This is a genomic window from Nostoc sp. FACHB-152 (assembly GCF_014697475.1).
Taxonomy (GTDB): Bacteria; Cyanobacteriota; Cyanobacteriia; order Cyanobacteriales; family Nostocaceae; genus Nostoc_B.
On record NZ_JACJRV010000012.1, the window covers coordinates 59,839 to 81,589 of the forward strand.

Here is a 21,751-nt window from a genome sequence, read left to right on the forward strand (position 1 = left end):
GCTGTTGTAGAGGATTTCCAATGAAGAATATGACTTTTGTACTATCTCTATTGCGTCCAGTACGTTTTTTAGTTGTAGCTTTTACCTGTGCATTATTGTTGATATCTAATGCATTTCCTGCTTTTGCAATTGAAAGCTATCAAAGCAATCCCACTGAAGCTACTACACAACTGCTTGAAACTCAAAAGAAAACTGACGAAATTGGTAGATCTGCACCTCCTGGATTAAAGAAAGTTCAAGAAGAATCCAATAAAGGTCTTAATGAAGTTCAAGGTGATGCTGATATTGATAAAATGAAGCGTCCTGAAAATTCCCAAAATGCAACCACAGTTGAAGAAGAAATTCAAAATGTGCTAGAAAAAGTTACAGGTAAAAAGTAGAAAGTAATAATACTTTTTAATAAAGAATGAGGTACGTTGTTTAAAAAAATAAACAACGTGCTTCTTCCTATTTATATATTTTTACTTAAATAAAAATGATGTCTGTTAGAAGTTATAAATCAATAACATCTTAAGTTGTAATTAATCATGCTGATGTAATCTTTCCTATGGTTGATGTAAAAGAAGTTTTATTTCTGTGAACTTAGTAGATAAGTCTACAGAGGAATTAATAGCGATGCGTGCGATTAACATTGGTTTGACAGAAGAACAACGTCAAGGTGTAGCAAATCTGTTGAATCAAGATTTAGCAGATGCTTATTTACTTTTAGTTAAAACCAAAAAGTACCATTGGGATGTTGTCGGCCCTCAGTTTCGCAGTCTGCACCAACTTTGGGAAGAACACTACGAAAAACTAACAGTAAATATTGATGCTTTAGCAGAGCGGGTTCGTGCTTTAGGATGCTATCCTGTTGGCACAATGGAGGGATTTCTCAACATTGCTAGTCTTAAAGAACATTCTGGTGACGTTCCCACAGCAACAGGAATGGTAGCTAACCTTGTGGAAGACCACGAACAAGTTATCCGCAACCTAAGAGAACATATAGATCAGTCTAGTGAAGAGTTCCATGATGAAGGAACTGCTGACTTTTTAACTGGACTCATGGAAGAGCATGAAGAGATGGCATGGATGCTACGTTCATTTATTGAAGGCCAAGAATTACAACCAAATGGAACAAACCCAGCAACAGGAAGTAAAACTCCTATTGGCGTTTAATTAAGAGCAGATTTATTTCACAACCTAAAGTCTGAAAACAGTCGGTGGTCAAAACTGTTATTACCAAAGGCTAAGATGAGCATGGTGTTTGGTTCAAAGCCAAGGTGAGCATTTAGCCTGTTCTCAATATCTATTTCTCGGCGGAAATTAGTACGAAATCATGGGGTGACTGGAAGTTTTCAAACATTTCCAGCCACCTTTTTTGTCTCTTGAATGGGTGCTGAAATTTATGGTTATTCCCGAAACTTGAGAATGTGTTTGGCAGTGACTTGTGGCTGTTCTAAATGAGGAACATGACCTGAATCATGAATCCAAACTAGTTGACTGTGGGGAATTGCGCGTTTAAATCTTTGAGCATCTGTCGTGCCTAAAATTTTATCGAATTCGCCCCAAAGTATTAATGTAGGTGGCTGAATCTGCACTAGTTTCTTAAATCTAAAAGCACTGTAACCACCACTTTTAGTAAAAGCAATTAAAGCTAAATGCCAACTAGGCATTTCTAGGTGCAATCCAGCACAATATGATGCATCCAACGAAGCCAGACTGGGGTTTTTATATGCAGCACGAGAAATGCGATCGCGGACTTTCGGACTACGCAAAAACTGAGTTGCCCAATTATCCAACGGTGGAAACATAAATTTAGCTAAGGATGAACCCGCCCGTAACCCAGCACTGTCAATTAACACCAGTTTTTTTACTACTTCTGGGTAAGTGAGGGTAAAATCAATCGCGGCTGCACCCCCCATAGACGCACCTACTAGAATTACAGGCTCCTTAATCAGGGTTTTCCAAAAATAATATAGATGGGTTTTAATGGCAACAGGACTAAATTGTATGCCTGCAAGTCTATCAGTAAAGCCAAATCCCAATAAGTCCACTGCCCAAGTTTCATTGTTTTCTGCTAGCAGTGGCAACAGTCTGCGAAACTCTAATACAGAACTGTCGAAGCCGTGAATTAATAAAATAGGTGTGCCGCCACTGCCTTGCTTAACATAGGTTGTGGTGATTGGTTGATTAGATAAAGGAGTTGCGATCGCTTGACATTGGATATTGCGAGCTAGTGCGATCGATTCTGGTTCTGTTAATTGCCCAACTGCGGCAGGTAAAAAGCTTGGAAACATAGGCTATAGTTTACAGCACCCAACTACCAACTTGAAGTTTATTACTCAACACTAGTAAAAAAACTGTCCGCAATGTCACAACTGGTCAAAACCCTCGTAAAATATATATCACTTCTATTATTGTCTCAGGAGCTAATGCCATGCCAATGGCGGTTGGCGTAATCGAAACTTTAGGTTTTCCTGCTGTGTTAGCCGCAGCAGACGCAATGGTCAAATCTGCCGCAGTTACACTTGTATATTATGGTCAAGCGGAAAGCGCTCGCTTATTAGTTGCTGTCCGGGGACAAGTTGCTGAAGTTAAAAGAGCCGTTGAGGCAGGAATTGCCGCAGGAGAACAAGCTCATGGTGGTCAAGTTATCACCCACTACATAGTTCCCAATCCCCCAGAAAACGTGGAGACAATTCTACCTATCCACTTCACCCAAAAATCTGAGCCTTTCCGAATTTTCTAAGCGATTTCGCCATTAAAATTTGTAACGAAGGTTTCTACAATTAATCTTGTATCGCTACATAAGTTTATTCATATCAGGAGATTGCTAATGTCACTACAAGCAGTTGGTGCGCTGGAAACTAAAGGTTTTCCTGCTGTGCTTGCGGCAGCAGATGCTATGGTAAAAGCTGGACGAGTTACCCTTGTGGGATATATCCGAGTAGGGAGCGCTCGTTTCACGGTTAATATTCGTGGGGATGTATCAGAAGTCAAAACTGCTATGGCTGCCGGTATAGAAGCAGCCGAAAATGTTCATGGTGGCACATTAGAGTCTTGGGTAATTATTCCCCGTCCTCATGAAAACGTTGAGGCTGTTTTGCCTATTGGTTATACCGAAGCTGTGCAACAATATCGAGACTCTGTAGAAAATCCAATTATCAGGTCTTCTAACGGTCGATAGAGTTACGTTGATCAGCTATTAATCAAACAGCTAAAGTCAAAAGTCTACAGTCTCAGCGTTAATCGATAATTAATGTTTGATATTTGACTATTGACTTTTGGCTAAAAATAATGTTTGAATTTCTTTTTTTAAATCTGGATTTTTACTTCCCCCAAGTGCTGTATCCAGCAATTTATGGGTTAGCTCTCAGGAAAACATAGTAGTTTTACATAGACTTTGCAACTTTAATATAATTTTCATAAAATTCTCATAATTTCTAGCGGTATGCTTAGAGAATTGTATTGTTAGCGATCGCTTTGCTCGCTCGACACATATTTAGAAGTAAAAAATTAAGGAGTTAACTAGCACTTTCTGATCTCAGCAATAAAAGCTACACAGAATAATCAGAAAATTGCATATTATCCAAGGAAAAACTCTTAAAAGCGAAACTTATCTGGGTAATATCACGTCAGAACTGGAGTAAATCTTTGTAATTGTTTTACAAAAGCTGAAAATTAAGCTTTTGTGGCTGAATGCTGATTGCCAGTTTATCGTTACTAGTTGGAAGTAGGTGTATTCTGTGAACTTTTTAAGTATGATTTACAAAAATTTAGATTTTATTAAGATGGCAGAAATTCAAAATACCATAATTTCTAGCACATAAAACATAAAGACAAAAACTGCAATTTAGAAATTTCTGCATAAAGTTCAGGAATAAAAACGTAATAACATATAGACTCGCAGAAATGTCTTGATAAAGTTAACCGATTCCTGAACAAATGTTGGCCGACATTTTAAGTGCGATATATGGGGGTTGTGATGGAAACTGTAAAAATGAGGTTCGATGAGTGCAATCCTACTATGGCAACCGATGCGGAAACACTAAAAGAGTACTGGCACAGCCGTATAGCTGAGGAATACCCAGATCAAAGTGCAACTACGAGAGAGAGTATTGTTCGTTGGCTGTTAGGAAGTGATTTAAAGCGGTTTGAACTATTTGAACCTAAAGAACTTGAGATTGCCAAGCAAGCGATGGAGTATCGCTGGAAAATTTTATGTCAACGCTACTTAGGAATTGGTAGAGAACGGGCTTATCGCAACTTAATCACAAGATTGGGAAGTTTAGTTTCTTTACGTAATAAGATTCAAACTTGGGTAGCTTTAAGCCGCGATCGCCAACGCAGTGTAATGGATGTATTACAAGAAGTCATCCAAGAATTACTGCAAAACGATACCTATATGCAGCAGCAAATGACTTGCATCGCCGAATTTACCACCGACAGAAGGCTGCAAGATACACTACTGTTTGCAACAATAGAAGAGTATGCTTTACGACCAGTACGCAATCAACCGTTGCTGGTGTATCGTTTTGTCAATTACCTCCGTCGGACTGGGCGTGGTGGTTTAACTCAAGTTCCTGGTAGTGACATGGTGAGATTAGTTTCCGAAGAAATTCTCACCGATGACAGTGATAGTCGGGTTAACTTGGTAGATACGCAAGCGATCGCCGAATATCAAGAAGCACAACAATTAGAAGAACAACAATCACTGCGGCAATCAGTCCAAAAAGCCTTTGAAGAATACTTACAAGAAAATCTAGAACCAGAAGCTGTAGATTGGTTGCGACTGTATCTCCAAGGCAAATCTCAAGATGAGATTGCCAAGCAACTCAAAAAACCCATCCGCGATATCTATCGCCTGCGCGAAAAAATTAGCTACCATGCAGTGCGTGTATTTGCCCTCAAAAATAAACCAGAACTCGTAGATAGCTGGCTGTCAACTTCCTTGGAAGAACATAATCTGGGATTAACACCCAAGCAATGGGAGCAACTTTATGAAAAAATAACTCCTCTTGGGCGGCAGGTACTAGATTTACGCAAAGCAGGTGAGTCCATCGAAGCTACAGCCCAAAAGCTAAAACTCAAAACCCATCAAGTAATGGCAGAATGGACAAAAATTTATCTCGCAGCCCAATCACTGAGAACTGAAGAATAAGGAGAATAACTAGCGATCATCGTCATCAATCACAGTCAGTACTATCATTAGGTAAAAATCAGTTGATTTGGGAATTCGCGGGACGCAACTGGAAAAGCTTTTCAACCAAGCAAAAATTCCGCCTGCTCCCATACCCATTTAACTGGATATCTTCTTACGTAAAGTAATTAATTTAACTTTTATCAAGGTAACAAAGTATCTTTATTTACTGCCAACTAAACTTAAAGCAAAATAAAATATAAGAAAACTTTCAGTAATCAAACTTATGTTGTCTTCAGAGGACAAACCAATTGATACCGGAGCAAGTGGGCAACAAAGAAAATCCAACACAGTTATTAACTTAGAGCAAGAAAGCGATCGTCAACAGGTATTTCAGCTAATCGAGAGTCTATTGTCCTTTGAAGCTTGCCTATACCACCAAATTTTGCCCTTTAAATTAGAAGACAACATATTAACGCTGGGTATGGTTCATGCTCAAGACAGTGGCGCACTAGATTATGTGAATCGCATCTTGACTTATATTAACTGCACGATGATAATTCAAGAACTTGATAATGAAAGCCATCGCAGTCTACTATCTGCATACCTTAACTATAAAAATACGCTTGGCTCAGACATTAAAGCAATTAATCATCCAAAAGCCGACACCGCCGCAGAATTAGAGCAACTCACACAAACAGGCATCATCTCATCTCACCAGCAACCACCATTATCTGTACTAAAGCCAACAGAAACTGCTCAATCTGCTCAAAAATTAATAGATTCTCCTCTCCCAGAACCTACCACCTTAACAAACAAGACAAAAGAAGATATTGCCCAGGAAGCAACACTCGCGACTAACTTAAATATTTCGCCAGTACCAAACCCTGAGTTAACCACTACTGTAGAAGTGCTATCATCACTTCCACCGAAAAAACTACTCGAAGAATTATTAGGGCGAGTTCTTGGTGGAGGAATTGGTCGTTTGTATTTAGAAAGACAACCTTATAAAGGTAAGATTCTTTGGAGCGATAACGGTGTTGTACAGTCTGTATTAGATAAGTTACCTCTCTCGGTTTTTCAAGGCGTACTTAATGAATTAAAGCGATTTGCTGGGCTACCTACCACCACAATTTCGGAACCAAAACAGGTAGAGAAAGAATGTTTATATCAACAAAGCCGTGTGTTATTACGCCTGCGAATTATGCCAGGAATTTATGGTGAAGAAGCCACACTGCAAGTTTTGCGGGGAGCCGCCTTAAAGTTTTATCAACAACAACACTTAGCTCGTCTTAGCCGTGATGTTTTGGGAATTTCTCAACAACTAACTTATAAATTACACGAATTGCATCAAAGGCTATTACTCAACTCTAGCCTGACATCAGAGCAATCAGATGCTTTAGTTGCTTTAAATCGAATCTTAGAAGATTTAGATCAACAAGTCAAAATACTCACAACCAATAACGATTCTGAAGTAAATAATAAATAAAAATTCTGTCAGTAAAACCTCTGATTCCGATCCCCTACAGAATTGTTATGTTGTAATTGAAGATTAGACCAATACCAAAAAAGTATTGTATAAATAATTACTTTAAAATTATGGATTAATACTATGGTTGCGGTTTAAAACCTTATAGTATTTAACTTAATTTTCCGTTATTAAATTCATATTTAATGATATTTCATGCAGACAGAGGTTTTTAGTGAACTTTTCCCTTTATTGAGTACAGCCAACCCACAAACTTTAGAATGGCTGTTCAACGTAGCAATTGAACATGAATATCCAGTTGGCAGAGCTGTTTTAATGGAAGATGCTTGGGGTAACGCAGTTTACTTCGTAGTATCTGGATGGGTTAAAGTGCGCCGTACTTCTGGAGATGATTCTGTTGCTATAGCAATTTTAGGTAAGGGCGATTTTTTCGGAGAAATGGCAATTTTAGATGAATCTCCACGTTCAACAGATGTAATTGCTCTTTCGCCCGTGAAGCTGCTAAGTATTTCTAGAGAGCGTTTTATTCAAATTTTATTTAAAGACCCACAATTACATCATCGAATGCTGCAACTGATGGTGCGAAGATTACGGCAAATTAATCAGCGATTACAAATCCGTTCTTCACCTCCCGCCGTCAAACTGGCTCACACTTTAGTCAATTTGGGCGAAAGCTACGGACAAGAATCACCGCAAGGCAAAGAAATTTTCAATATTCCATTTAAAGATTTGGCAGAAGTGACAGAAATTGGTGTAGAAGAAGCCACTAAAATTATGGAAAAACTACATGAAAAAGGTTGGATTACCATTGATCGTGTTAATAACATCATTTACTTAGTTAATTTCAAACAATTGATGAATTTGGCAGGCAAGGTCTAGTTTTGTCTTGGGTGTCAAGTCATCAAAGTTCAGATCTTAGAAAAAGGATGTACCCAAACAGTAACCCTCATCCCGGTACTAAAAGCCTTCCTAATACCAAAGCTATCATTTGAGCCAGGAATCTGGTATAAATTTTGCAGCACTGGCTGGAGCTTCATCCTTGAGGGAAACCCGACTTATTCACCTTCAAGAAACACTCACTAAAGAATGGTAACAAAGCCACCTGAATCTAGCTAAACTCCTTTGTAACGCTATATTAAATTTATGAGATATCAGGCAGAAGCACCAGACTCAACTTTTAGTCCGGTGCAGAGTGTTAAGTATTGAGTAATTAGTTTTAAAATTTAATTTATGGGCAATTAATTAAGAAAAGTTTTTCCGACTCGACAGTGCTGGAAACGCCTATTATATGAGAAAAAGATATTTATCATATGAATAAAAGTTGCCTAAACTCAGAGGCATTCGCCATACGTTATTAAATTAATTAACGTAAATTTTTGCAAAATCTTAGTTTAAGGGTATTTTGTTCTTAGTTCTTTACAAAGTTCTACTATTGACTATTAACTTTTGGCTATTAACTATAAACTCATAACTTATCACTCCTGTCTACTACTACAAATGACTGAAGCAACAGCACCTCGTCTCGAAATCGGCGTTAAAGAAACCGTGCCGACGATTCATTACTCGGTCGCAATGCCCCAACCAGAAACACATCTGTTTGAAGTTAGCTTGCAGCTTGTGAATCACGCATCCCCAATACTAGACTTAAAAATGCCTGTATGGACACCAGGCTCTTACTTAGTACGGGAATATGCTAAGAATTTACAGGATTTTGCAGCTTTTGCTGGTGATGAACCATTGTCGTGGCGCAAACTAAGTAAAAACCACTGGCAGATAAACACAGACGGTATTTCTGAATTAACTGTGCGTTACCGCATATTTGCCAATGAGTTATCGGTACGAACAAACCACTTGGATAGTACCCACGGTTATTTCAACGGGGCAGCCCTGTTTTTTAGGCTTAGAGGTTGTGAAAGTTTACCAATTCAAGTTACGATTGTGCCACCGCACCCTGAGTGGCGAGTGACTACTGCCTTACCTTCAGTTGAAGGACAGGCATATACATTCTATGCTGCTGACTTTGATACTCTTGTAGATAGTCCCTTTGAAATTGGGTATCACGAGTTATATCACTTTGAGGTGCTAGGAAAACCCCATGAATTGGCTATCTGGGGCAAAGGAAATTATCAAGTACAAAGAATAATTGCTGACATTCAGAAAATAATTCATGTAGAAGCACAGATGTTTGGCGGCTTGCCTTATGAAAGATACGTGTTTCTGCTGCACTTATTTGCCCAAGCCTATGGTGGGTTAGAGCATAAAAATTGTTGTTCGTTAATTTATCAACGTTTTGGTTTTAGCTCACAGGATAAATACGAACGTTTTATGCAATTGGTAGCCCATGAGTTCTTTCACTTGTGGAATGTCAAACGCATTCGCCCAAAAGCTTTAGAAGTTTTTGATTACGATCGCGAAAACTATACATCTTCTTTGTGGTTCTGTGAAGGAACTACAAGTTACTATGATTTGATAATTCCTTTGCGGGCAGGAATTTATGATGCTAGGTCATATTTCCATAACTGGGGTAAAGAAATTTCTCGATATCTGACAACGCCAGGACGGAAAGTACAACCTGTGGCTGAGTCAAGTTTTGATGCTTGGATTAAACTCTATCGTCCAGATGCTAATAGCAATAATTCGCAAATTTCCTATTATTTGAAGGGAGAAATGATTTCTTTGCTGCTAGATTTGCTGATTAGGGAGCGTTATGGCAATCAACGCTCTCTTGATGATGTGATGCGGCAAATGTGGCGGAAATTCGGTATACAAGAAATTGGTTATACTTCAGCGCAATTGCAGGAAGTAATTGAATTGATCGCAGAAATAGATTTAACTGACTTCTTTAACCGCTATATTAATGGTACGGAAGAGTTACCTTTTAATCAGTATCTAGAACCTTTTGGTTTGCAGGTAATTGCAGAGCAAGAAGAAGAACCTTACTTTGGTTTGAGGTTAAATACTGAGAATGGTCGAGAAATCGTTAAGTTTGTTGAATTCGGTTCACCTGCACAATTAGCAGGAATTGATGCCGGCGATGAGTTGCTGGCTATTGCAGGTATACGAGTTACAGGACATCAATTGAGCGATCGCCTCAAAGATTACCAACCAAACGATACAATTCAGGTAACAGTTTTTCATCAAGACGAACTACGTACCTGTTCTGTCACTCTTGCTGCACCACGCCCTAGTAAGTATCAAGTAGTTCCAGTAAACAATCCTGATGCAAGGCAAAAAGAAAATTTTGCTGGCTGGTTGGGTGTGCCGTTAACCACTCTTCGTTAATGCAGTTAGTTTTGAATGTTAGTGAATATTAAGTAGTAACCAATAGGGGCGCAAGAACTTGCGCCCCTTACTTTAGGAATGCTGTATATGTATCCACAAGTTACCACTAGCAACCGTTTTATTTTCAAGGCAGGTCTCTTATCGGAGAAGTCAAATGGAACGCATATGTTTCGTATGTGGAGAAAATAGCGTATCCTTTTGATTGGACTGCACAAACCGTGCAATAATTTCTACTTAATTATTTGTGATGTACTTATAAAGTCTTTTACCGACTTAGTGGATAAGGCAGAATTATGAATTTATCAGTTAAGCAACTACTCAAATGGCTAATTTTAACTCTGCTATTTCCTCTATTGTTTCTCAATGGATGGTTATTATTGCGTTTTTTTGAATATTTTAAACCATTGGTTACAATTTTTATTTTAGCTTCTTTGTTTGCATTTATTTTAAATTATCCTGTTTCATTACTGGAGCGACGAGGAGTTAAACGCAACTATGGCGTAACACTAGTTTTTGCATTAGCTACTTTGATATTAATAACTTTAGGGCTTACCTTATTGCCGATAGTTTCCGAACAATTTAATGAAATGGTTAAATTACTCCCTCAAAGGATTGATTCTACTGAGGCAAAACTGCAAGGCTTGAATGATTGGGCTTTCAGCCAAAGAATTCAAATAGATTTTAGCCAAATTTTTACAAAAATTACCGATAAAATTCCTAATGAATTAGAGTATATTTCTGATAAGCTCTTAAGCATTATTATAGATACAATTGATAGTATTTCTGAATCTTTAATCACAGTAGTTTTAAGTTTTTACTTTTTATTGGATGGCCCAAGACTTTGGGAAGGTATCTTTAAAAAAATACCTTGGAGTTCTGCCCAACAGGTAAGCAAGTCTATTCAGCAAAACTTTCAAAATTACTTAATTGGCCAGTTAAGTTTAGCCTTACTGATGGGTGTTTCCCAAACATTTATGTTTTTATTGTTTCAAGTGCAGTTTGGGTTGCTATTTGGGTTAGGAGTAGGAATTCTCAGCTTAATTCCGTTTGGGGATGTAGTTAGCCTAGCTATTATTACTTTAATTATAGCGACACATGACTTTTGGCTAGCAGTAAAAGTGTTAGTAGTAGCTGTTATTATTGATCAGTTAATTGACCAAGCGATCGCGCCTCGTCTCTTAGGCAGTTTCACTGGGCTTAGACCAATTTGGGTGTTAATTTCTTTATTAATCGGAACTTATATAGCTGGTGTATTAGGGTTAATTATTGCTGTACCTTTAGCTGGTTTTATTAAAGATGTTACCGATGGCTTTTCTCTATCTAATAATTTCAATCATGCTGTTGTAGATGAAGATGCTATATTAACGCAAGAATCGACATCTGCATAAATTCCAAATATTAAATACCTTTAAAACCCATCTCGTTTTCTATTTGTTGGACTTGTGTAGAATTTACCTTATCTGTAGCAAGAGGGCGACGAGTTTGACGCAAAACTCCAATTTGGCTGATTAATATCCCAACTAAAATTAGACTACCGCCTAAATATTGAGCTTGAGTTGGGGCTTCATCTAGGATGAAATAAGCGGCTAAGATACCTGCAATGGGAGTAAAAGAGCCAACTAAAGAGGCTACAGATACCGTCGAAGCTCTCAAACCTTTAAACCAAAGTGACTGACCTAAAACGACAATTACTGCACTATACAACAACATCCATTGCCACAAAAAAGGCGAAAATGCATCCATGAAATGGTGACTACCATAAAGTAATAAAGCCACAAAGAAAAATACGATAGTACCTAACGCAGTGCGAAAAACAGTGAAGATTCCTAAAGGGATATGAAAAAGATATTTTTTACCAATCACTGTTGCAACTGCTGCTGCTATTGCTCCTACTGTTGCTAAAACTTCACCTATACCTAGATTAAAGCCTGCCATGTTCATCATGTTTGGCCCAGGAGGCTGAAGTACTATAGTTAAACTAACACCAATAAAAGCAGCGATCGCTCCAATAATTTCCCAAAGATTTACCCGTTCTTTTAACAACCAGATAGATAAAGCCAAAGTCAATGGTGGCTCTAATCTACCAACCAAAATAACATTGTTGACATTGGTTAGTGCCAGTGCTTGGAAAAACAAACTAGGAGCCAAAGCTCCTGATAAAATGGCTACTACCGATAGCACTAACCAATTATTCACCGATATTTGCTGCAATACTTTTTTCTTCCACTGTCGTCTATAAATGATTAGCATAACCAACAAAGCACACAAGTTTCCCACAAACAAAACATTGCATAGAGAAATAGGATTTCTCCCATTTATTAAGTTTTGAGAACCAATTTCTGTTAGCTTACGGGTAACTGCACCAGATGCTCCAAAAATTAAGACTCCTAGCCAGAGGTAGACTTGGTTAGGAATTTTGTTCATGAAACGCTGCCATCTTTTCAGACTAGTCACAGCAAGACCATTTGTAATAAAAATAATTTCAACAATACTAAATTTTCGAGCTTAAGTCTATGTGAACCCAGCCTGAGTTAGACTTAAGAATTAGATAAGATTTATTCAGACATAAGTTTCTGAGAAAATGCTGAATTTAAACTGAATCTTCATAACTAATAAATTCAGGAAATTTCTGCCTGATATTCACATAGGTTTCAGTAGCATCTGAGATGCTTTGGATAGTTACAAAGCTCAAACACAAGCAAGGAATTTACAAATGAAACTCGCTCCCTCATTGCTTACAGGTGTTGCTCTAGCTGGTTTGTTGACTGTTTGGGATGTGCCACTTCAGGCGGTCAACCCTTCGCTAGTTCAAGTGTCAGCTGCTGAAAAGAAAGATGCTACAGGTTTGACTGTGCAACAAAAAATTGACTTGCTGAGTAAAAATAAGGGTCAGTTTGGTAGTGGAGATCAGTTACGTCGTTTCTTTTTTGGTGATTTGGAACCGCTTGCAGTTCAACCAGGCGGTGCAGGTATGGTAGTTAACCTTTATAACAAGACTAATAATGTCACAATTGCTTATTGTGCTACTTATGATGTGGTAGTAGCAGTAAAAAAAGGCAAAATCAAGGAATTTGCTGCTGATGAGGTTAAGTAATTTTTATTACAGCTAGCTCCTATCAATAGCAATCATATCTAGTCAGATTTAGATAGCCAACTCCTTAAATAAGTTGGCTATCTTATTATTTAGCAGTATTTGACATTTACTTAAATATATTCAAAATCTAAATTAATTAAAATATTAATTTATACATAGATAGCAAATAAGCACATACTATAAAAATCATATTTATCTAGTCACAAATCTACAAAGTTACCACCAGAACATAATTTTTTGATTTCAAAACCTGATAACATAAACAGGACAAAACCCAGGCTAACAAATTTATAGCTCAAGCTTGTTAGTAAATTAAATATAGAAATCCGGTTTGATTCCTGAACATACTTGTGTAGAGAGGCAATAGGTAATAGGGAACAGGAAAGAAGGAACAAAGGTATACTGAGTTTTTTTCCCAAATCAAATATGAGTCCTATATATTTAAAAATATTTTTATGTCATTAATTAGAAAAACTGATAACTAATAGATTTACAAGAATAAATTTTAATTTTTGATGTCAATTAAAAACTAGATAATAGGAAAGCTTCCTGAAAAGTTATCGATAATTCTGTGCAATTAAGGAATCAAAGAATGGGTCAGAGACCACAAAGATTATTAGCTTCTGGAGCAACTTTATTACTATTTGGATTGAGTATTGTTAGTTTCAGCACCCTGTTGACCAAGATAGAAACCGTTACAGCAAGAGAAGTAAAACAAAGACAAGCCACAAGGAGCAATGCTTGGTTAGCAGCTTCTTTTCCTGTAGAAAACTTTCAAGCATACACATCTCCCTTTGGTTATCGCCCATCTGCTACGGGTGGTGCAAATTGGGAATTTCATGGAGGCTTGGATATAGCTGCGCCCCAAGGCAGTTATATTCGTAACTGGTGGGCAGGTACAGTAATTAAAGTTGCCGATCGCACTGCTTGTGGTACTCACATAGTAATTAAATCTGGCGAATGGGAACATACCTATTGCCACATGGAAGGTCATGTCGAGACAGCTAATGGTCGGCGATATTTGATAGACCGTGCTGGTGGAATTCAAATTTGGGAAGGTCAAGTAATTCCCACAGGAATGAGAATTGGTCGAGTAGGTATGACAGGACGCACCACCGGGCCTCACCTTCATTGGGGGCTGAAATATGCAAATAACTATGTAGACCCTGCATTAGTGTTACGAGAAATGTTTACTCAGCAGCAAATTGCTACCAGAGAGTCAAAAATCGTTATTCAAGAGTCAAAAAATAGGGGTGATTCTGGTTACTAATATTTGAAACTGGGGGATTTTTATCTCAAAACTAAAACAGTTTATGAATAAGTAGGTCGTCGTGAATATTTATCGTCAGGATAAGGCAGGAGGCAAGAAGCAGAAGGCAGAAGAGAAGAGGCTTTTAGCTTAATTAATCTTTCGTAACATAGTTAGGTTTTTTCTCACCGACTTACTTAATGCAACTAAACCCAGGTAGCAAAGGACTGGTCAATTCATCCTGACTATATAAAGTTGTAGCTATTCTTAAAACGCCTTGCTCTCGTCGATAAACTTCTACCTTCTGCTGCCTGCGGTCAAAAATCCAATATTCTAGGACTCCTTGCACTGAATATAGCTTGAGCTTTGCTTCTCGATCACGCTTTTCATTCTTTTCGCCTTCAGACAACACCTCTACTACCAACTCTGGTGCGCCTGTCAAATGTCCAGCATCATCTAAAACTTGAGCAAGACGCTCATGACTTGCCCAAACTACATCAGGAATTACATTATCAGCATCAGAAAAAATAATCCCTGGAGTAATTGCTGGTTCTCCCAGACCAGTCTCGTCTGCCCAAAGTTTTAATACTGTCCCAACATTGATACAAACCGCCTGATGCTTCCAATGTGGCACTCGTGTCACAAACAATTCCCCATCAATTATTTCATAGCGATGATTGCGATCGCCCTTAAAGAGTGATAAGTCTGCTGTTGTCCATCGCACTTGACTTACTGGTGTGCTATTCATCGAAACTGCTAAGGGGATGGTTTTCTAAATCATAAATAATGTAGAGACATTGCACAGCAACATCTCTACAAATAGGTAAATATTACAGCTTTAATTAGGTACTGCAAATTTTTCGTCACTTACCTGAGCCTGGGTATGCTCACTGACAATTTTTCGGAATAGCTCACCTTCGATTGTCTCCTGTTCGGCTAACAAATCTACTAAATTTTCTAAGGCTACGCGATTCTCTTGCAATAATTCTTTGGCCTTTTGATAACAAGAGTTGATAATTTCACGGACTTGAGCATCAATCTTGGCGGCAATTTCCTCAGAATATTCTGATTTGTTCATCCAGTCGCGTCCTAAAAAGACCTCTCCACTCTGATTTTCTAGAGATAAAGGACCTAATTCAGACATACCAAATCGTGTGACCATTTGCCGAGCCATACTTGTGACTTTTTGCAGGTCATCTCCTGCGCCTGTAGTTACCTCTGGCTTGCCAAAAACAATTTCCTCAGCAGCGCGACCGCCTAAAGTTGATGTAATTCTGGCTTTGAGTTGCGAACGAGAAATTAAGCCTTGTTCTTCATTGGGTGTAAACCAAGTTAAACCCAAAGCTTGTCCTCGTGGGATGAGTGTCACTTTCTGCACTAAGTCATGGTCTTTGAGCAAAGTACCAACTAAAGCGTGTCCGACTTCGTGATAAGCAATTAAGCGTTTGCTCTTGCTGTCTACTAAGGGAGTACCTTCCATCCCTGCAACTACTCTGTCTACCGCATCATCTATCTCTAGGATGGTAATTGCATCTTTGCGTCTTCTGGCGGTGAGAATAGCTGCTTCGTTGAGTAGGTTGGCTAAATCTGCACCAGTAAAACCAGGTGTACGCCGGGCGATCGCTTCTAATGATACACTCTCGTCAATCTTCTTATTTCGGGCATGAACTTGCAAGATTTCTAATCGCCCTTTTAAGTCTGGTGCATCAACAATCACTTGTCTGTCAAAGCGTCCCGGACGTAACAAGGCTGCATCCAAGACATCAGGACGGTTGGTTGCCGCAATAATAATAATTCCTGTATTGCCTTCAAAACCATCCATTTCGGTGAGTAACTGGTTGAGGGTTTGTTCCCGTTCATCGTTACCACCACCAATACCTGCACCCCGTTGTCTACCAACTGCGTCGATTTCATCAATGAATATTAGACAAGGTGCATTTTCTTTGGCTTTTTTAAACAAATCACGCACACGAGATGCACCAACACCAACAAACATTTCCACAAATTCTGAACCGGAAATGCTGAAGAATGGTACACCAGCTTCCCCGGCGATCGCTTTTGCGAGTAAAGTTTTACCTGTACCTGGAGGCCCAACTAACAACACACCTTTGGGAATACGTGCGCCTACAGCCGTAAATCTTTCTGGCTGTTTTAAGAATGTGACTACTTCTTCTAGTTCTTCTTTGGCTTCTTCTACCCCGGCTACATCTTCAAATTTCACACCAGTTTTGGCTTCCATTTGAAAACGCGCTCTAGATTTACCAAAGTTCATCGCTTGGCTAGAGGCATTTGTAGAACGGCGCAAAAAAAGTAACATTAAAGCTACCAAAGGCAAAATCCACATCAAGTTGATCAATAGCCCGACAGCTGCTCGACTGTTAGCAGAGGATACTTCACCAAACTCGACATTTTTCGCTTTGAGTTTGTTAATTAATTCTGGATTTTGATTTAAAAGCCTTACTTGTAGAGGTGGTGCATCTGGCTTTTGCCCTTGGAGATAAACTTTAGCTGTCTGTTCAGTTTCGTCTAGTTCTACTTTTTTGACTTCGCCTCTCTCAGTTCTTTTAATTAGCTCACCATAATCTATTTCGCGCTCTGCTTTTTGTGCCAGGGCAGGTGTACCGCCGACAATACTTGGCAACATCATTAAACTGGCTAATAACGCCCCAGACCAAGCAACTGATTTTGGCTTTCGCTTCTTATTGGTTGCGCCTAACTCTGGTTTAACCATAGTTCCTTGTATTATGGGCGATCGCTGTTGCATCAATGCCTTTCTCCTGAAATTTTTCATATCAATTACCTTTTATCTGCTGGCATGAGCTTTGCGCTGGATTTATGCCTATTCTTCTAGCAAAAATTGCAATAACTGGAATTGAGTGTTTTTTATCTAGTCTAACTTCTACACAAAGCTATTCTCTACCTCTTTACCCATGCTACTCAAGGAATCCTCCTTAGTGGGATAAATTATACCCCTGGGAAAGATGAAGTTAAATTAATCCTGGCGAAATAAGCTGTTAATCAGCTAATTTGCCGTTTAGACCGCAGGGGAGCCAGCGCGTTGGGGAGACAGTGCCGTGGGCGGGTTTCCCGACTTGAGGCAACTTTCGTCGGCTCTGCCGACTTGTAGCGACTGGCGTGAGCAGGGGAGAGTATTTTTGCTATTGATTCATAATTTTAATAGTGCAGTTTGTATGCTGAACAACTTATCAGCACAATTTCTATTGTTTAGCTACATGAGGTTTACCCTGATATATCTCGACCAATTTGACTACAAGCTAATAAATCGTTATTATAATACACATAGTCATAATGAGTACGACTTTTAGTAAATATTTCTGTACTAGCTAATTATTTGTAATGGATGGGTGAATTATGGTAAAAATTGTTGGCATTGGCGGTAGTTTAAGACCAAATTCCTATACGCAGCTAGCTTTACAAGTAGCAGCACAACGGTTAGAAGCTATAGGTGCAGAGGTAGAAATTTTAGATTTGCGGCAATTGCAACTACCATTCTGCAATGGTGAGAAAGAGTATCCAGAATATCCAGACGTAAAAAGATTGCGTGAGACAGTAAGTGGTACTGATGGATTGATTTTAGCAACCCCAGAGTATCATGGTGGCGTTAGTGGTGTGCTAAAAAATGCCCTTGATTTGATGAGTTTTGAGGAACTGTCTGGAAAAGTCACAGGACTGATTAGTGTTTTAGGGGGTCAATCTAACAGCAACGCCCTCAATGATTTACGGCTGATCGTGCGTTGGGTACATGGTTGGGTAATTCCCGAACAAATTGCCATTGGGCAAGCTTGGGGTGCTTTTAGTTCCGAAGGTAAGCTTGTTGATGAAAAATTGTCTCAAAGATTTGACCAATTTGCACAAAGTTTAGTAGATAGCACTCGCAAATTGAAAGGAATCAATTAATTAATAGGGTGGGCAAAATTCTGCCCACCTTATTAATTAATGATGATGGTGGTGATGATGCTCAGTAGAGTGAGGATTAACTGTCAATGCTTCCTCTGACAATAACTGTGCAATAAAAGGATTTGCCCATTCCGCAGCCATTGCTAAGAATTCTGCATGGTCGTTAACACAAGCCATCTGCACATAATCCACACCAGAGTGCTGTTTTTCTAAAGCATGGATAATGTGATGCACATCTAACAGAGTTTCGTGGTTTTCTGTGGCGAAGCCGATGGGCATAAATATGATGACTTTCGCACCTAATTGAATTAGGTTTTTAGCAGCTTGTTCAGCGTTTGGCTGCGTCCATTCAATTAAAGGTGTGTCGTGATTTAGCCAACCCACTGAGATTAAGGGATAACGATTAATCAGTTTATCTCTAACTAAATCATACAGTGCTTGACTTTCGGTAATCCCAGAGGTAAATCCTTTCGCTTTGTGGGGACAACCGTGATTCATTAACACGATGCCGATTTGCGAAGGTAGGTAAGTTGCGGCAAAATCAGCGTTGATTTTTTCCTCAACTAGATGCGCCATCAAGTCAATGTAGGCGGGTTCGTTGTAAAAAGAAGGAATATAACGCTGGCCTTTCACCCAGTGTTCTTCTCCCTCAGTCATTTCAGCTAAGGCATTATTTACTTGCTCGATCGCAATTCCACTAGTAAAAATAGAATCAACAACCAACAACGGGTAAATTAGTAGCTTGTCAAACCCTTGGTTGTGGATTTCTGACAAAACCTGCTGAGGAAGAAAAGGCGCACAGAAGTTAAAAGCTTTGAAAACTTGAACGCGATCGCCCCACTTAGCTTGTAAATTTTGTTCAATACCTGCCCTTTGCTTTTCAAAGATGGCATTGTGTGGCGAGATGAAATCGTGGTGTGTATGACCCCATTCATGGCGGTCAAATAGTGCCAAAAGCTTTGCTAATGGCGGATATATCCAAGTTGGGACAGGCGCAAACTTTGCTGTTAGAAGATTTAAAGCCTGTTCGTTATAGTTAGCGAAATCTTCGTAGCTTTCAACTTCACCATAACCCATGAGCAATACCGCTACACGGTCTTGGCCTGGTAGATGCTCGTGGGTGTGTTGCAATTTTTCTGGGGTAGCAACCACAGTAAATTCCTCAATAGATACCAGATAATAAAGTTAGAAGCTCTGTAATAGCTTCTATGTATTTTTCTGGATCATAGACCATTATCCCTTCCGGGGGGATAGGATCACTAGAAAATTAACAACAATATTTCAAAAGACATACTTAAGCTGATTACTAGATACTGAGTAGCGAAATATCATTTCTCAGTATTCTAAAAAAGTATTTAAAGTTTTATGATGAATGCAACATTTTGCAAAAATCTCCTACTCATGTTGCATTTAAAGTATTTTTCTATTATTGTGTTCAGCTAAAAAATTTAGATAAAAGATTCATTGAAATAGAAAAAACTCAAGAATCAGAGTGTTAATGTTAAAACCAAAGATAAATGAATATCATTATTTGCCCTGGAATTCATGATCCGGAATTAACCCAAAGCTTTATCTCAAGTGGGTTAGGGATAGATTTTGATAACACAAGCAGTCAAAGGATCATGGTTTTTCCAGAAAATGGATTTTTGGCTTTATCTGCACCTCATATTGTGCATTTTTTAAGCGATCGCCTAAAAAACAAACTAGACTCACCAGTGATATTTATTAGCTTCAGTGCTGGGGTAGTAGGTGCAATAGTTGCCGCTTGGAATTGGCAAATTTTAGGAGGGCAAGTCAAAGCTTTTATTGCTATAGATGGATGGGGAGTGCCTTTATGGGGGGATTTTCCAATTCATCGCTTGAGCCATGATTATTTTACACATTGGAGTTCTTTGCTACTGGGTAGTGGGCATAATAATTTTTACGCAGAACCAACAGTTGACCATCTATCTATGTGGCGATCGCCCCAAACTGTTCAGGGTTGGTGGGTAGACTCCTCTGTTGAGGTTCCTCGTCAAAAAATGCGCTTAACTGCTGCCGAGTTTTTGCATTTGTTAGTAAAACGCTATGAATAAAAATAGTCCGGAAAACAGCGTAGGCAATCAGGAGTGAGAAATAGAAGAGGCAAAAGAGCAGGGGTGCAGGGAGCAGGGGAGAGGAATTTTCCCTCTGCCCCCTGCCCCTCTGCCCCTATCCCCCTGGCTCGCTCTTTCCCACCTTTCCCATCTACCCTAGTCAATATCATTGAGTAACTAATGTTCCCAACTGAACCTGCTGCTGTAAATAATGGGTTTAGCGCACTGCTAAAAAACCGCAATTTCATGCTCCTGTGGATTGGGCAATTAATTTCCCAGTTGGCAGATAAGGTATTTTTCGTTTTGATGGTTGCTTTACTAGAAGTCTACCCGCCGCCAGCTGGATTAGCAGAAAACTCTATGTACTCAACCTTAATGGTGGCATTTACAGTACCCGCAATTTTATTCGGTTCGGCGGGTGGTGTATTTGTAGATCTGCTGCCAAAAAAGGTGGTGATGATTGGCTCTGATATTGTAAGGGGACTATTAACATTGTGTCTGCCCTTGTTACCAAGGGAATTTTTTATTTTGTTAGTTCTCACCTTTGCCATCTCCACCGTTACCCAGTTTTTTGCACCCGCAGAACAAGCCGCTATACCCTTATTGGTACGTAAAGAGAATTTAATGGCAGCGAACGCTTTGTTTAGCAGCACCATGATGGGAGCTTTGATAGTTGGTTTTGCAGTAGGTGAGCCGATTTTGAGTTGGGCGAAAAGCTTGATAGGAGAAGAATACGGCCAAGAAATCATAGTTGGTGGGCTGTATGTTCTATCGGCAGTCATGATGCAACCGATTAAGTTTAAAGAGCATAAACCTCATCGGGAACAGCGCACCTCCGTCAACCATTGGGCTGAATTTACAGAAAGTATCCGCTATCTCAAGAAAAATCGCTTGGTTTTAAATGCCATGCTGCAACTGACAACTTTATATTGTGTGTTTGCAGCTTTAACAGTACTGACAATTCGATTAGCAGAAGAGTTTGGTTTAAAAGAGAAACAGTTTGGCTTTTTCTTGGCAGCAGCAGGGGTAGGAATGCTACTGGGTGCGGGGATTTTAGGACACTGGGGAGATAGATTACACCGTAAGCCCTTACCCTTAATTGGATTTTTGGCGATGGCGGTAGTGTTAGGAGTGTTCACATTCACCCATAATCTTTTGCTAGCACTGGGACTTTGTGCATTGTTAGGTATAGCTGCTTCTTTAATTGGCGTACCGATGCAAACTTTAATTCAACAGCAAACACCACCAACTATGCACGGTAAGGTATTTGGTTTTCAAAACCATGCGGTAAATATTGCTTTATCAGCACCTTTGGCAATTACTGGTCCCTTAACTGATGCTCTTGGCTTGCGTACTGTATTGGTAGCAATGAGCATTGTAGTTGCAGGCGTTGGTGTTTGGGCGTGGCAAAATACACGCCGAGTTTTACAGGATGTGATTTAATCAGCCACAGTGGTTGATTGTCTATGATTAAAGATAGTTAGGTTTACTTACGAAGTATAAGTAGAGCAATTTCGAGTTTATA

General features: G+C 39.2%; 19 protein-coding genes. 14 read left to right on the top strand and 5 right to left on the bottom strand.

What is annotated here, in order from left to right:
• Positions 1 to 20 precede the first annotated feature (20 nt).
• Both H6G76_RS12715 and H6G76_RS12720 read left to right on the top strand, forming a co-directional pair.
• Entirely contained in the window at positions 21 to 380 is a 360-nt protein-coding gene (locus H6G76_RS12715; RefSeq protein ID WP_190700591.1) for a hypothetical protein, read from the top strand.
• 235 nt (positions 381 to 615) lie between these two features.
• Positions 616 to 1,155, top strand: a complete 540-nt coding sequence (locus H6G76_RS12720; protein ID WP_190700594.1) for a Dps family protein — start codon at positions 616 to 618, stop codon at positions 1,153 to 1,155.
• A 233-nt stretch (positions 1,156 to 1,388) separates the two neighbouring features.
• On the opposite strand, the gene H6G76_RS12725 is transcribed toward H6G76_RS12720, so the two are convergent.
• Positions 1,389 to 2,276 carry an alpha/beta fold hydrolase gene (locus tag H6G76_RS12725; RefSeq protein WP_190700597.1) on the bottom strand — a complete coding sequence of 296 codons (888 nt, stop codon included), beginning with the start codon at positions 2,274 to 2,276 and terminating at the stop codon, positions 1,389 to 1,391.
• A gap of 140 nt (positions 2,277 to 2,416) precedes the next feature.
• Here H6G76_RS12725 and H6G76_RS12730 point away from each other — a divergent pair, with 140 nt between their 5' ends.
• From H6G76_RS12730 to H6G76_RS12760, 7 genes are all read left to right on the top strand, one after another.
• Positions 2,417 to 2,728 carry a carbon dioxide-concentrating mechanism protein CcmK gene (locus H6G76_RS12730; RefSeq protein ID WP_190700599.1) on the top strand — a complete coding sequence of 104 codons (312 nt, stop codon included), beginning with the start codon at positions 2,417 to 2,419 and terminating at the stop codon, positions 2,726 to 2,728.
• A gap of 87 nt (positions 2,729 to 2,815) precedes the next feature.
• A complete protein-coding gene (locus H6G76_RS12735) occupies positions 2,816 to 3,166 on the top strand; it encodes a carbon dioxide-concentrating mechanism protein CcmK (protein WP_190700602.1) in 351 nt (116 codons plus the stop codon).
• Positions 3,167 to 3,952: 786 nt separating this feature from the next.
• Entirely contained in the window at positions 3,953 to 5,140 is a 1,188-nt protein-coding gene (locus H6G76_RS12740; protein WP_190700605.1) for a HetZ-related protein 2, read from the top strand.
• Positions 5,141 to 5,405: 265 nt separating this feature from the next.
• Entirely contained in the window at positions 5,406 to 6,608 is a 1,203-nt protein-coding gene (locus tag H6G76_RS12745; RefSeq protein WP_190700608.1) for a pilus assembly protein PilB, read from the top strand.
• A gap of 195 nt (positions 6,609 to 6,803) precedes the next feature.
• Positions 6,804 to 7,487, top strand: coding sequence for a Crp/Fnr family transcriptional regulator (locus H6G76_RS12750; protein ID WP_190700611.1), 684 nt, complete (start codon positions 6,804 to 6,806; stop codon positions 7,485 to 7,487).
• A 618-nt stretch (positions 7,488 to 8,105) separates the two neighbouring features.
• Positions 8,106 to 9,890, top strand: a complete 1,785-nt coding sequence (locus H6G76_RS12755; RefSeq protein ID WP_190700614.1) for a M61 family metallopeptidase — start codon at positions 8,106 to 8,108, stop codon at positions 9,888 to 9,890.
• A gap of 293 nt (positions 9,891 to 10,183) precedes the next feature.
• A complete protein-coding gene (locus H6G76_RS12760; RefSeq protein ID WP_190700617.1) occupies positions 10,184 to 11,278 on the top strand; it encodes an AI-2E family transporter in 1,095 nt (364 codons plus the stop codon).
• 10 nt (positions 11,279 to 11,288) lie between these two features.
• Here H6G76_RS12760 and H6G76_RS12765 read toward each other — a convergent pair whose 3' ends face one another.
• The gene (locus H6G76_RS12765; RefSeq protein WP_190700620.1) at positions 11,289 to 12,314 is read right to left on the bottom strand and encodes a DMT family transporter; all 1,026 of its coding nucleotides are present in this window, start codon (positions 12,312 to 12,314) and stop codon (positions 11,289 to 11,291) included.
• Between the two features lie 289 nt (positions 12,315 to 12,603).
• Here H6G76_RS12765 and H6G76_RS12770 point away from each other — a divergent pair, with 289 nt between their 5' ends.
• Positions 12,604 to 12,984, top strand: coding sequence for a hypothetical protein (locus H6G76_RS12770; protein WP_190700623.1), 381 nt, complete (start codon positions 12,604 to 12,606; stop codon positions 12,982 to 12,984).
• Between the two features lie 592 nt (positions 12,985 to 13,576).
• Positions 13,577 to 14,254: a M23 family metallopeptidase gene (locus H6G76_RS12775; RefSeq protein WP_190700626.1), complete on the top strand. Its 678-nt coding sequence runs from the start codon at positions 13,577 to 13,579 to the stop codon at positions 14,252 to 14,254.
• A gap of 172 nt (positions 14,255 to 14,426) precedes the next feature.
• Here the strand turns inward: H6G76_RS12775 and H6G76_RS12780 are convergent, their stop codons facing one another.
• Positions 14,427 to 14,981, bottom strand: coding sequence for a Uma2 family endonuclease (locus tag H6G76_RS12780; protein WP_190700629.1), 555 nt, complete (start codon positions 14,979 to 14,981; stop codon positions 14,427 to 14,429).
• A 90-nt stretch (positions 14,982 to 15,071) separates the two neighbouring features.
• Complete coding sequence (gene ftsH, locus H6G76_RS12785; RefSeq protein ID WP_190700796.1) at positions 15,072 to 16,964, bottom strand: ATP-dependent zinc metalloprotease FtsH; 1,893 nt, start codon at positions 16,962 to 16,964, stop codon at positions 15,072 to 15,074.
• Positions 16,965 to 17,605: 641 nt separating this feature from the next.
• Between ftsH and H6G76_RS12790 the strand changes: the two genes are divergently transcribed.
• Positions 17,606 to 18,151 carry an NADPH-dependent FMN reductase gene (locus H6G76_RS12790; protein ID WP_190700631.1) on the top strand — a complete coding sequence of 182 codons (546 nt, stop codon included), beginning with the start codon at positions 17,606 to 17,608 and terminating at the stop codon, positions 18,149 to 18,151.
• Positions 18,152 to 18,187: 36 nt separating this feature from the next.
• Here the strand turns inward: H6G76_RS12790 and H6G76_RS12795 are convergent, their stop codons facing one another.
• On the bottom strand, positions 18,188 to 19,303 hold the full coding sequence (locus H6G76_RS12795) for a ferrochelatase (protein ID WP_190700633.1): 1,116 nt from the start codon (positions 19,301 to 19,303) through the stop codon (positions 18,188 to 18,190).
• Positions 19,304 to 19,668: 365 nt separating this feature from the next.
• Here H6G76_RS12795 and H6G76_RS12800 point away from each other — a divergent pair, with 365 nt between their 5' ends.
• Both H6G76_RS12800 and H6G76_RS12805 read left to right on the top strand, forming a co-directional pair.
• Entirely contained in the window at positions 19,669 to 20,226 is a 558-nt protein-coding gene (locus H6G76_RS12800) for a hypothetical protein (protein ID WP_190700635.1), read from the top strand.
• A gap of 180 nt (positions 20,227 to 20,406) precedes the next feature.
• Positions 20,407 to 21,669, top strand: coding sequence for an MFS transporter (locus H6G76_RS12805; protein ID WP_190700637.1), 1,263 nt, complete (start codon positions 20,407 to 20,409; stop codon positions 21,667 to 21,669).
• Positions 21,670 to 21,751 lie beyond the last annotated feature (82 nt).

Excerpts from the sequence above, each read along its gene's own strand:
- H6G76_RS12715 (WP_190700591.1), top strand. The coding sequence starts at position 21 with ATGAAGAATATGACTTTTGTACTATCTCTATTGCGTCCAGTACGTTTT.
- H6G76_RS12720 (WP_190700594.1), top strand. The coding sequence starts at position 616 with ATGCGTGCGATTAACATTGGTTTGACAGAAGAACAACGTCAAGGTGTA.
- H6G76_RS12725 (WP_190700597.1), bottom strand. The coding sequence starts at position 2,276 with ATGTTTCCAAGCTTTTTACCTGCCGCAGTTGGGCAATTAACAGAACCA.
- H6G76_RS12730 (WP_190700599.1), top strand. The coding sequence starts at position 2,417 with ATGCCAATGGCGGTTGGCGTAATCGAAACTTTAGGTTTTCCTGCTGTG.
- H6G76_RS12735 (WP_190700602.1), top strand. The coding sequence starts at position 2,816 with ATGTCACTACAAGCAGTTGGTGCGCTGGAAACTAAAGGTTTTCCTGCT.
- H6G76_RS12740 (WP_190700605.1), top strand. The coding sequence starts at position 3,953 with ATGGGGGTTGTGATGGAAACTGTAAAAATGAGGTTCGATGAGTGCAAT.
- H6G76_RS12745 (WP_190700608.1), top strand. The coding sequence starts at position 5,406 with ATGTTGTCTTCAGAGGACAAACCAATTGATACCGGAGCAAGTGGGCAA.
- H6G76_RS12750 (WP_190700611.1), top strand. The coding sequence starts at position 6,804 with ATGCAGACAGAGGTTTTTAGTGAACTTTTCCCTTTATTGAGTACAGCC.
- H6G76_RS12755 (WP_190700614.1), top strand. The coding sequence starts at position 8,106 with ATGACTGAAGCAACAGCACCTCGTCTCGAAATCGGCGTTAAAGAAACC.
- H6G76_RS12760 (WP_190700617.1), top strand. The coding sequence starts at position 10,184 with ATGAATTTATCAGTTAAGCAACTACTCAAATGGCTAATTTTAACTCTG.
- H6G76_RS12765 (WP_190700620.1), bottom strand. The coding sequence starts at position 12,314 with ATGAACAAAATTCCTAACCAAGTCTACCTCTGGCTAGGAGTCTTAATT.
- H6G76_RS12770 (WP_190700623.1), top strand. The coding sequence starts at position 12,604 with ATGAAACTCGCTCCCTCATTGCTTACAGGTGTTGCTCTAGCTGGTTTG.
- H6G76_RS12775 (WP_190700626.1), top strand. The coding sequence starts at position 13,577 with ATGGGTCAGAGACCACAAAGATTATTAGCTTCTGGAGCAACTTTATTA.
- H6G76_RS12780 (WP_190700629.1), bottom strand. The coding sequence starts at position 14,981 with ATGAATAGCACACCAGTAAGTCAAGTGCGATGGACAACAGCAGACTTA.
- ftsH (WP_190700796.1), bottom strand. The coding sequence starts at position 16,964 with ATGGTTAAACCAGAGTTAGGCGCAACCAATAAGAAGCGAAAGCCAAAA.
- H6G76_RS12790 (WP_190700631.1), top strand. The coding sequence starts at position 17,606 with ATGGTAAAAATTGTTGGCATTGGCGGTAGTTTAAGACCAAATTCCTAT.
- H6G76_RS12800 (WP_190700635.1), top strand. The coding sequence starts at position 19,669 with ATGAATATCATTATTTGCCCTGGAATTCATGATCCGGAATTAACCCAA.
- H6G76_RS12805 (WP_190700637.1), top strand. The coding sequence starts at position 20,407 with ATGTTCCCAACTGAACCTGCTGCTGTAAATAATGGGTTTAGCGCACTG.